Here is an 8,821-nt window from a genome sequence, read left to right on the forward strand (position 1 = left end):
CGCGCAGCTGGGGAGCTGCGCGGGCGTTGCTTTTTTTTTACCCGGTTTCCCGGCGCACGCAGCCAGCCCCAACCAGCCCCAACTACGGGCAACCTTGCCGCTGGCGCGGCGCCCCAGCTGTGGCAGGGGCGGGTCTGCCTGTCCTGGCCGCGGACATTCGTGCCGCTGGGGCGGGGCCCACCCGGCAGCGGGGGTGGGGTCTGCCTGTCCTGGCTGCGGGCAATCGTGCCGCTGGGGCGGCACGGGTGGGCGCGGCGGCACCACGTAACCGCCGAGCCGCGGGACCTCCCCCCGGGCCCACCTCCAGCACGGCGCACCTGAAACGTAGGCTCACCGACAGCGCCGTACGACTTTCGCAGGGGGACCCATGACCGCCACCGCCGATGCCGACGTACTCCCCGCCCTCAAGGCCAAGGTACGAAGCACGGCCCACCCCGAATCCACCCCCTGCTCCCACCCCGACGCGGTCCTCGCGGAACGCGCCGACGGCACGGTCGTCCGCCACGCCGACACCGTCGCCAAGGCCCACGCCCCCGACACCGACCCCACCCACCTGACCCTCCGCCTGACCGTCGCGACCTCCCACCCCGACACCCTCCTCGCCCCCCTCCACTCCACCCCGACTCCCCTCCACGGCCGCCTCGTCACGTTCTGGCCGTACGGCACCCCGGTCGACCCCGAGGTCCCGGAGGTGGCTCCCTGGGAGGAGGCGGCCACCCTCCTCGCCCGACTCCATCGGCAGCCGCCACCCCCGGGCCTGCCACCCATGCGCGGCCCCGCCAAGGCGGCCCAGGCCATCGCCCGCCTCAAGGCCGCCGCACCCCACCATCCCGCTGCCGCCCCGGTACTCCGCGCCTGGCGCACCCTCCCCGCCTGGGCCAGGGCCGAGGCCCCCATGCCCGACACGACCACCCTCTGTCACGGCGACCTGCACCTCGGCCAACTGGTCCGCCACCCCGCGACCACAGGCCCCTGGCGACTCATAGACGTCGACGACCTCGGCGTGGGCGACCCCGCCTGGGACCTCGCCCGCCCGGCCGCCTGGTACGCCTGCGGCCTCCTCCTGCCCGACGAGTGGACCCGCTTCCTCACCGCCTACCGGCAGGCGGGCGGCCCGGCGGTCCCCGCGCACGGCGACCCCTGGCCCGTACTGGACGTACCGGCCCGCGCACTCACCGTGCAGACCGCGGCCCTCGCGATCGCGAAGTCCACGGCGGCCGGCAGCCCCCTCGACGACGCGCAGCAGTCCGTTGTGGACGCATGTGACCGAATGGGAGGCATCCCGCCGGAGTTGGCCGACGCTTTCCCGAAGTAGGGTGCAACCGACCGCGGCCGGACAGTGTCTGTCCTGGCGTAACGCGAAGCAGTACCGAACGCCGAGGAGTTGACCCGAACCATGCACATGCAGTGTCCGAAGTGCCATGCGCCGATGCACACCTACAACCGAAGTGGCGTCCAGATCGAGCAGTGCAGCGGCTGTCGCGGGATCTTCCTCGACTACGGCGAGCTGGAGGCGCTGACCCGCATGGAGGGCCAGTGGGGCGGCGGCCCGGCCGTTCCCCCGCCGCCGGCCGCTCCGCAGTACCCGGCGGGCGGCGGTCACAACGCTCCGGCCTGGGGCGCCCCGCACGGCGGTCACCAGGGGGGCCACCACGGGGGCCACGGTCACCACAACCGCGGCTTCGGCCACATGCTGTTCTCCAGCTGAGCCGCGCGTAGGGCGCACCCAAGCCCTACACACGACGAAGCCCCCGGCCGTACGAGACGGCCGGGGGCTCGGTGCGTGTGGACGATACTGGGATTGAACCAGTGACCTCTTCCGTGTCAGGGAAGCGCTCTCCCGCTGAGCTAATCGTCCTCGGGGTCACAGCCCGGGGGCTGTAGATCTTGCGTGCGCGATACTGGGATTGAACCAGTGACCTCTTCCGTGTCAGGGAAGCGCTCTCCCGCTGAGCTAATCGCGCGGGGCGAAGCCTCACGGCTCCAGAAGCCATCGGGCCTCAGTGGACGATACTGGGATTGAACCAGTGACCTCTTCCGTGTCAGGGAAGCGCTCTCCCGCTGAGCTAATCGTCCTTGGAGGTGGAGACGGGATTTGAACCCGTGTAGACGGCTTTGCAGGCCGTTGCCTCGCCTCTCGGCCACTCCACCAGGAGTGCGGGGGTTCGCGAAGATCCCCCACTTCCTGCGAGCGGACGACCAGGTTCGAACTGGCGACCTCAACCTTGGCAAGGTTGCGCTCTACCAACTGAGCTACGTCCGCTTGTCGTTTCCGGCCCGCTTCCGCGACCCGGCGACGAGTTGAACTCTAGCGGATTCCGGGGCCAGCACAAAAACGCGTTTGTGCAGCGTGCTGCGGTGCGTCCAGTCCGAGACCCGGCCGGACCCGCCCGCAGGGCACCCGTCCTAGACTCGACTGTGTGCCCGACCTCCCTCCGCTCGCCCGCTTCGGCGACCTCGTGGCCACCGGTCTCACCGATGTGACCAGCGACGCCGCCGCCCTGGACTCCTCCGGCTTCTGGGCCGTGTGCGCGGACTACGAGGGCGGTCTGGTGTGCGCGCGCTTCAGTGACGTACGTCGCGAACCCGCACCCGCTCCGGTACCCGGGGACTGGCACGGGCCGGGCGTCGACGACTGGACGTCGTCCCTCGACCGCGCCGCGTACACGGCGGGCGTACGCCGGATCCGCGAGCACATCGCCGCCGGCGAGGTGTACCAGGCGAACCTCTGCCGGGTGCTGTCCGCGCCCGTCGCGCCGGACGCCGACGTGGACGCCCTGACCGCCCTGCTGGCGCGCGGCAACCCCGCGCCCTTTGCAGGAACGATTCGCCTCCCGGTGTACGGGGTCGAGATCGCCACCGCCTCCCCCGAGCTCTTCCTGCGCCGCGACGGCCGGATCGTCGAGTCGGGCCCGATCAAGGGCACCGGACGCACCGAGGCGGACCTCCTGGAGAAGGACTACGCCGAAAATGTCATGATCGTCGACCTGGTCCGCAACGACATCGGGCAGGTCTGCGCCACCGGCACCGTGACCGTGCCCGACCTGTGCGTCATCGAGAAGCACCCCGGGCTGGTCCACCTCGTCTCCCTCGTCCGCGGCGAACTGCCCGAGGACGCCGGCTGGCCCGAGCTGCTCACCGCCGCCTTCCCGCCCGGCTCCGTCACCGGCGCGCCCAAGTCCAGCGCCCTGCGGATCATCGACGCCCTGGAGACCGCCCCGCGCGGCCCGTACACCGGCGGCATCGGCTGGGTCGACGCCGACCGGGGCACCGCGGAGCTGGCCGTCGGGATCCGTACCTTCTGGATCGACCGGGCGGCGGGCGAGCTGCGCTTCGGCACGGGCGCGGGCATCACCTGGGGATCGGACCCCGAGGCCGAGTGGCTGGAGACCGAGCTGAAGGCCGCCAGACTGCTCGCGGTAGCGTCGGGGACGTACGAGGCGAGTGGGAGGACCCTTACGTGAAGATCTGGCTCGACGGCGGGCTGCAGGACATCGACTCCGCCCGTGTCTCCGTCCTCGATCACGGACTGACCGTGGGCGACGGCGTCTTCGAGACCGCGAAGGCGGTCGACGGGCGGCCGTTCGCGCTGACCCGCCACCTCGACCGGCTGGCCCGCTCGGCACGCGGACTCGGCCTGCCCGAGCCCGACCTCGACGAGGTGCGCCGCGCCTGCTCCGCCGTCCTGGAGGCCAATCCGGTGGCGTTCGGCCGGCTGCGCATCACCTACACCGGCGGGGTCTCCCCGCTCGGCTCCGACCGCGGCGACCACGGCCCGACGCTCGTCGTAGCCCTCGGCGAGAGCGCCCGGCGCGCCGACTCCACCGCCGTGATCACCGTCCCGTGGACCCGCAACGAGCGCGGCGCCCTCACCGGCCTGAAGACCACCTCGTACGCCGAGAACGTCGTCGCCCTCGCCCGCGCCCACGAACAGGGCGCCACCGAGGCCCTGTTCGCCAACACGGTGGGACAGCTCTGCGAGGGCACCGGCTCCAACGTCTTCGTCGTCCTCGACGGCGAGATCCATACCCCGCCGGTCGCCTCCGGGTGCCTCGCGGGCATCACCCGCGCCCTCGTCGTCGAGTGGGCCGGCGCCCGCGAGACCGACCTGCCGCTGGACGTCCTGGACCGCGCCGACGAGGTCTTCCTGACGTCGAGCCTGCGCGACGTGCAGTCCGTGCACCGCGTCGACGCCCGCGAGTTGTCGGCCAGGCCGGGCCCGGTCACGGCCAAGGCCATGCGGGTCTTCGACGAGCGGTCCGGCGACGACCTCGATCCGTAAAAGCCTCTGATATTGGGCTGACCCGGCGGTCCGGAGCGGGTAGAACACCACTGATGACCACCACCCTGCGGCCCCTCGAGCCGCTTCAGCACGCCGCCGACGGGTCGCGTTCGCGCCGCTACCAGGTGTGCGTGAACAGCCGTACCGTGGGCGGGATACACCTCGGTACGCGCCCCGACCCCGGGTCCTCGGCCGCCCGGATCCTGGATCTGCGGATCGACGAGCCGGACCGGCGGCGCGGCCGGGCCACGGTGGCCGCACTCGCCGCCGAGGAGGTGGCCCGCGGCTGGGGTTGTCGGCGGATCGAGGTGGCCGTCCCGGCCGGCGCCGAGCCTGCGCTGCGACTGACCCAGGCGCTCGGCTACGTCCTGCGCAACCGGAGCATGCGTAAGCCCCTCGACGGCACCCCGCCCGAACTCCCCGTCGGCAGCCGGGGCCGGCCCATGACAGAGGCCGAGTACGGGCCGTGGCAGGAGGCCGGGCTGGAGGGCTACGCGCAGGATTTGATCACCCGCGGCGTGCCCGAGGCGGAGGCGTACGCGAGGGCCGCCGACGACTACGTGCGGTGCCTGCCGCAGGGAGTGGCCACCGAGAACAACCTGTGCAGCGTGCTGGAACACGAGGGCGCGAGAGTCGGCACGCTGTGGTTGTGGCTGACCGACGACACCGCCTTCGTGTACGACGTGGAGGCGGACGCCGCACACCGGGGCAGGGGGCACGGCCGTACGCTCATGCTGCTGGCGGAGGCCCAGGCGGTGGCGGAAGGGAGAGCCGCCATCACGCTCAACGTCTTCGCGGGCAACTTCCGGGCCGAATGCCTCTACGAATCGCTCGGCTACGAGACGACGGTCTACCACCTGTCCAAGCCGCTGCTCTGACGGCTGCCGGGAGGCGCCCCGGCGGTCAGGCGCCCCCGGTCAGCAGCCGGTCGGCGATCTCCTCGATCCGTTCGCGGAGCCCCGCCCGGCTCTTGCCGCCGTCGAGGCGCTCGCCGCCGATGACGTAGGTAGGGGTGCCCGTCACACCGATCGCCTTGCCCTCGGCCTGGTCGGCGTCCACGATCAGGATGTGTCGGCCGTCGATCAGCGCGGTGTCGAACTCCTCGGCGTCCAGACCGAGTTCACGGGCCACCTCGACCAGGAACGGCTCTCCGGTCCGGTCCAGCTCCTCGACCCGCCCGAGCACGGCCTCGACGTACGGCCACGCCTGCCCCTGCTCCGCGGCCTCCTCGGTGGCCTGCGCGGCGGCGAAGGCGTGCTTGTGCTTCTCCAGCGGGAAGTGCCGCAGCCGTACCTCGAGCCGGTCGCCGTAGCGGGCCCGCAGCGCGCGGATGTCGTCGAGGGCGCTGCGGCAGTCGGGACACTGGAGTTCGCACCAGACGTCCAGGACGACGGCGGACGGTACGGGGGAGGAGTCGCTCATGGGGATCAGTCTCCCAGCTTCCCGGAAGGGGGGCCGACCCCGAGACGACCCGGAGATGTCCCTGAGGTCTCCCCGGACCATGGCATATCGGACGCGTGGCGGTGCAGGATGGAAGGGACGGAACGAGACCGCCCGACCGAACACTGCCTGGAGGACCGGATGATTGCCGAGACAGTCTGTGCCGCCGTCTCCGTGGCAGGCCTGGGCATCGCCGCGATCACGGCGTATCGGAAGCGTTTCCTCAGGGCGACGCGTATCGCCGCCTATTCACTCGTGCCCCTCGGCCTGGTGATGACCGGGGTCGTCGAGTGGGTGGCCGACACCGCGTTCAGCCCGACCGCGTGGGCCGGTTTCGGTGTGCTCGGTGCCGCCTGGTTCCTGTTCATGACCACCCGCGCCGTGGAGCGGCGCCGCGGAGTCACCGGCAAGGACCGCAAGAAAGCCAAGGCGTCCCGCGCCGAGGCGATAGCCCCGGCGGCCGCGGCGCCCTCGCTGGGCCAGGGTGCACGGCCGGCGGCCCGCCCGGCGGCACCCCGCGCCACCGGTTCGGGTACGTCCGCGGCGGACGACTTCAGCGACATCGAGGCGATCCTGAAGAAGCACGGCATCTGACCCGGAGGAGCCCGGCGCCCGGCCGCCCGAAGTGTCGCGGACTGAAACGACACAGAAGGTCGGGCGGCGGCGCCGAAGTGATCACGTTCGCTCTGTACGTTGTGGATATTGGCGAACTCTCCGTCATTCCGGGTGGGTTGATCGCGCGGAGGGTCTCCGCTGCGTCATCATCGCGGCGAGATGCTGGACACAACACAGAGCGACACCGCCGCCCCACCAGAGGAGCGGCGAGGTTGTCTCTTCGCGCTCTCCCAGCCACCGCTGATGATCTTCCTAGCGGTGATCGGCTGCCTGCTGCTCATGGCGTCATTGCACGACCTGCTGATGCTCTGAGCTGTAAACGGAGCCCCTGACGTCACCCGTCGAGGGCTCCGTCAGCCTCCGTACGCGCCCTCGTCGCCGACCGGCCGCCGCCTCAGCCCGCAGCCTCCTTGCGGCGTGCCCGGTAGGCGGCCACGTGCAGGCGGTTTCCGCAGGTGCGGCTGTCGCAGTAGCGGCGCGAGCGGTTGCGGGAGAGGTCGACGAAGGCGCGCCGGCAGTCGGGGGCCTCGCAGCGGCGCAGCCGCTCCTGCTCCCCGGCGACGACGAAGAACGCGAGCGCCATGCCGCAGTCGGCCGCGAGATGGTCGGCGAGCGACGCGCCGGGTGCGAAGTAGTGCACATGCCAGTCGTAGCCGTCGTGATCGGTGAGCCGGGGCGTGGTGCCTGCCGCGGCGATCAGATCGTTGATGACCGAGGCGGCCGAGCCCGCGTCGGGGGCCGCGAAGACCTCCGTGAACCGGCTGCGGACCTTGCGCACGGCCGAGAGATCGAACTCCGACAGTGTGCCGACATCGCTGACCTCGTGGTTCTGTACGAAATCGGCGAGCGCCGCGATGGTCGCGAGCCCGTCGGTCGCCGTGTCGTTCTCCGGCGCGGTGTTCACCAGATCCACCACGGCGTCGAGGGAACACCGGGTGTCGTGGGTGATCAGCACATTTCGCTCCCTGGCCTGCGAGGGTCGGGCGGGCGCCCGCCGATGCTGGCCGATGGTAATGGCTCGGCGCGGCGGTGGGCGGTGTGGACCGGCTTGGAGCACCCCTGATACGAGCGGAACGGGCCAGGGGCCCGATTGGTGCCCAGGTTCTGTGACGCTCGGTCACGGCATGGCGACGCCGCCGCGCGGAGGTCCGCGACGACGGCGTCGGTGGGTCGGCCTGAAGCCGTATTCGGTTGTCTGAGCCCGAGCCGTCTCCCCGAGTGGACGGCGCCGGGCGGCTCTGTGGGGCCTCGCCTAGCTTTCGGCCAGGATGTGCGAGAGCTCCTGATCGAGGTCGAAGTGCCGGTGCTCCGTGCCGGGTGGCACGGCGGCGTCTGTGCGCTTCAGGAAGGACTCCAGGGCTCGCGCCGGGGCTTCGAGGAGGGCTTCGCCCTCAGGGGAGCTCAGGGCGATGCACACGACGCCCTGACCGTGACTGCGCGACGGCCAGACACGGACGTCGCCGGTGCCGGTGGGCCGGTGCAGGCCCTCGGCGAGGAGGTCGCGGGCGAACACCCATTCGACCGTTTCCTCTGCTCCGGTGTGGAAGGTGGCGTGCACGGCGTAGGGATCGGCCGTGTCATACCGCAGTCCCGCGGGAACGGGCAGTGAGGACTCGCTCGACACAACGAGGCGCAGGTGCAGCTCGCAGCTGACCGTGGTGTTCATAAGCGCCAAGGCCTTTCGCTCAGTGTGCGCTCGGGGATTCGCACGTCGGCGAAATCGACATGCCACCTACGGTGCCGTTGTAAACCCCTCTGGGGGTTTTGCGTCGCTTTTGGTAGCTCATCCGGCCGAGACCGTCTTCTGTGGGTACGACCATTCCGGTGACCGGTTTCTCTCCGGTAGGGTTTGGCTGTATGGACACGGGGAGTTACGGAACGGGGGAGGTCGCCGTGGCGACCGACGGAACGAAGAGTGACACGGACGTAGCCAAGAGTGAGGCCGATGTGGCCGACAACGAAGCGCCGCTCGGATCTCGTGCGCCGGAATTCGTCAAAGCGCGCCGGATGCTGCACCTGAGCTGGCAGGTGGCCATCTTCATCGTCGGGCTCGCGGTGGTGGTCGCGGGCGTGATCATGCTTGTAGTGCCCGGCCCCGGCTGGCTCGTGATCTTCGGCGGCATGGCGATCTGGGCGACCGAGTTCGTCTGGGCCCAGTTGGTTCTCCGTTGGACCAAACGGAAGGTCGCCGAGGCAACCGAGCGCGCCCTCGACCCCAAGGTCCGGCGCCGCAACATCATTCTGACGTCGCTCGGCCTGGTGATCGTGGCCGTTCTGGTCGGTATCTACGTCTGGAAGTTCGGCCTCGAGATGCCCTGGAACATCAAGGACCAGTGATCCCGGACGGGAGGGCGCGGGGATTCCGAACATGGTCGGAGCCACCCCCTGACATGGGGTAATGTTCTTCCTGCATCCGGGCGATTAGCTCAGTGGGAGAGCGCTTCGTTCACACCGAAGAGGTGTCTCTTATACACATCCCCGAGC

At 70.6% G+C, this 8,821-nt stretch carries 11 protein-coding genes and 5 tRNA genes; 8 read left to right on the forward strand and 8 right to left on the reverse strand.

The window, feature by feature from the left end:
- Nucleotides 1–367: 367 nt before the first annotated feature.
- Together ACFU53_RS44100 and ACFU53_RS44105 are read left to right on the forward strand one after the other, a co-directional pair.
- On the forward strand, nucleotides 368–1,315 hold the full coding sequence (locus ACFU53_RS44100) for a phosphotransferase family protein (protein ID WP_384005531.1): 948 nt from the start codon (nucleotides 368–370) through the stop codon (nucleotides 1,313–1,315).
- A gap of 87 nt (nucleotides 1,316–1,402) precedes the next feature.
- Nucleotides 1,403–1,708: a zf-TFIIB domain-containing protein gene (locus ACFU53_RS44105; RefSeq protein WP_384005544.1), complete on the forward strand. Its 306-nt coding sequence runs from the start codon at nucleotides 1,403–1,405 to the stop codon at nucleotides 1,706–1,708.
- 78 nt (nucleotides 1,709–1,786) lie between these two features.
- Here ACFU53_RS44105 and ACFU53_RS44110 read toward each other — a convergent pair.
- The 5 genes from ACFU53_RS44110 to ACFU53_RS44130 all read right to left on the reverse strand — a co-directional run bounded on the left by ACFU53_RS44110 (nucleotide 1,787) and on the right by ACFU53_RS44130 (nucleotide 2,263).
- Nucleotides 1,787–1,858, reverse strand: a tRNA-Val gene (locus tag ACFU53_RS44110).
- A 34-nt stretch (nucleotides 1,859–1,892) separates the two neighbouring features.
- Nucleotides 1,893–1,964 (reverse strand) — tRNA-Val (locus tag ACFU53_RS44115).
- Nucleotides 1,965–2,004: 40 nt separating this feature from the next.
- Nucleotides 2,005–2,076: transfer RNA gene (locus tag ACFU53_RS44120), tRNA-Val, on the reverse strand.
- 1 nt (nucleotide 2,077) lies between these two features.
- Nucleotides 2,078–2,151 (reverse strand) — tRNA-Cys (locus ACFU53_RS44125).
- A gap of 39 nt (nucleotides 2,152–2,190) precedes the next feature.
- Nucleotides 2,191–2,263, reverse strand: a tRNA-Gly gene (locus tag ACFU53_RS44130).
- 157 nt (nucleotides 2,264–2,420) lie between these two features.
- Here ACFU53_RS44130 and ACFU53_RS44135 point away from each other — a divergent pair.
- Genes ACFU53_RS44135 through ACFU53_RS44145 form a run of 3 tightly spaced genes read left to right on the forward strand, consistent with a single transcriptional unit; the run spans nucleotide 2,421 to nucleotide 5,160 of the window.
- Nucleotides 2,421–3,464 carry a chorismate-binding protein gene (locus ACFU53_RS44135; protein ID WP_384005533.1) on the forward strand — a complete coding sequence of 348 codons (1,044 nt, stop codon included), beginning with the start codon at nucleotides 2,421–2,423 and terminating at the stop codon, nucleotides 3,462–3,464.
- A complete protein-coding gene (locus ACFU53_RS44140) occupies nucleotides 3,461–4,282 on the forward strand; it encodes an aminotransferase class IV (protein ID WP_384005534.1) in 822 nt (273 codons plus the stop codon). The genes ACFU53_RS44135 and ACFU53_RS44140 overlap by 4 nt, the downstream gene beginning before the upstream one ends.
- A gap of 53 nt (nucleotides 4,283–4,335) precedes the next feature.
- The gene (locus ACFU53_RS44145; RefSeq protein ID WP_384005536.1) at nucleotides 4,336–5,160 is read left to right on the forward strand and encodes a GNAT family N-acetyltransferase; all 825 of its coding nucleotides are present in this window, start codon (nucleotides 4,336–4,338) and stop codon (nucleotides 5,158–5,160) included.
- A 25-nt stretch (nucleotides 5,161–5,185) separates the two neighbouring features.
- On the opposite strand, the gene ACFU53_RS44150 is transcribed toward ACFU53_RS44145, so the two are convergent.
- The gene (locus ACFU53_RS44150; protein WP_384005538.1) at nucleotides 5,186–5,704 is read right to left on the reverse strand and encodes a DsbA family protein; all 519 of its coding nucleotides are present in this window, start codon (nucleotides 5,702–5,704) and stop codon (nucleotides 5,186–5,188) included.
- Between the two features lie 159 nt (nucleotides 5,705–5,863).
- On the opposite strand from ACFU53_RS44150, the gene ACFU53_RS44155 reads away from it, so the two are divergent.
- On the forward strand, nucleotides 5,864–6,316 hold the full coding sequence (locus ACFU53_RS44155; protein WP_384005540.1) for a hypothetical protein: 453 nt from the start codon (nucleotides 5,864–5,866) through the stop codon (nucleotides 6,314–6,316).
- A 180-nt stretch (nucleotides 6,317–6,496) separates the two neighbouring features.
- Nucleotides 6,497–6,649 carry a hypothetical protein gene (locus ACFU53_RS44160; protein ID WP_189785967.1) on the forward strand — a complete coding sequence of 51 codons (153 nt, stop codon included), beginning with the start codon at nucleotides 6,497–6,499 and terminating at the stop codon, nucleotides 6,647–6,649.
- Nucleotides 6,650–6,731: 82 nt separating this feature from the next.
- Here the strand turns inward: ACFU53_RS44160 and ACFU53_RS44165 are convergent, their stop codons facing one another.
- Nucleotides 6,732–7,292, reverse strand: coding sequence for a CGNR zinc finger domain-containing protein (locus ACFU53_RS44165; RefSeq protein ID WP_384005542.1), 561 nt, complete (start codon nucleotides 7,290–7,292; stop codon nucleotides 6,732–6,734).
- 297 nt (nucleotides 7,293–7,589) lie between these two features.
- Nucleotides 7,590–8,003: an SsgA family sporulation/cell division regulator gene (locus ACFU53_RS44170; RefSeq protein WP_004002642.1), complete on the reverse strand. Its 414-nt coding sequence runs from the start codon at nucleotides 8,001–8,003 to the stop codon at nucleotides 7,590–7,592.
- 191 nt (nucleotides 8,004–8,194) lie between these two features.
- On the opposite strand from ACFU53_RS44170, the gene ACFU53_RS44175 reads away from it, so the two are divergent.
- Nucleotides 8,195–8,674 (forward strand): TIGR02611 family protein, encoded by a 480-nt coding sequence (locus tag ACFU53_RS44175; RefSeq protein WP_384005546.1) that lies wholly within the window; start codon nucleotides 8,195–8,197, stop codon nucleotides 8,672–8,674.
- Nucleotides 8,675–8,821 lie beyond the last annotated feature (147 nt).

Source organism: Streptomyces sp. NPDC057474 (genome assembly GCF_042802555.1).
GTDB lineage: Bacteria > Actinomycetota > Actinomycetes > Streptomycetales > Streptomycetaceae > Streptomyces.

Excerpts from the sequence above, each read along its gene's own strand:
- ACFU53_RS44160 (WP_189785967.1), top strand. The coding sequence starts at position 6,497 with ATGCTGGACACAACACAGAGCGACACCGCCGCCCCACCAGAGGAGCGG.
- ACFU53_RS44155 (WP_384005540.1), top strand. The coding sequence starts at position 5,864 with ATGATTGCCGAGACAGTCTGTGCCGCCGTCTCCGTGGCAGGCCTGGGC.
- ACFU53_RS44170 (WP_004002642.1), bottom strand. The coding sequence starts at position 8,003 with ATGAACACCACGGTCAGCTGCGAGCTGCACCTGCGCCTCGTTGTGTCG.
- ACFU53_RS44145 (WP_384005536.1), top strand. The coding sequence starts at position 4,336 with ATGACCACCACCCTGCGGCCCCTCGAGCCGCTTCAGCACGCCGCCGAC.
- ACFU53_RS44175 (WP_384005546.1), top strand. The coding sequence starts at position 8,195 with ATGGACACGGGGAGTTACGGAACGGGGGAGGTCGCCGTGGCGACCGAC.
- ACFU53_RS44105 (WP_384005544.1), top strand. The coding sequence starts at position 1,403 with ATGCAGTGTCCGAAGTGCCATGCGCCGATGCACACCTACAACCGAAGT.
- ACFU53_RS44100 (WP_384005531.1), top strand. The coding sequence starts at position 368 with ATGACCGCCACCGCCGATGCCGACGTACTCCCCGCCCTCAAGGCCAAG.
- ACFU53_RS44150 (WP_384005538.1), bottom strand. The coding sequence starts at position 5,704 with ATGAGCGACTCCTCCCCCGTACCGTCCGCCGTCGTCCTGGACGTCTGG.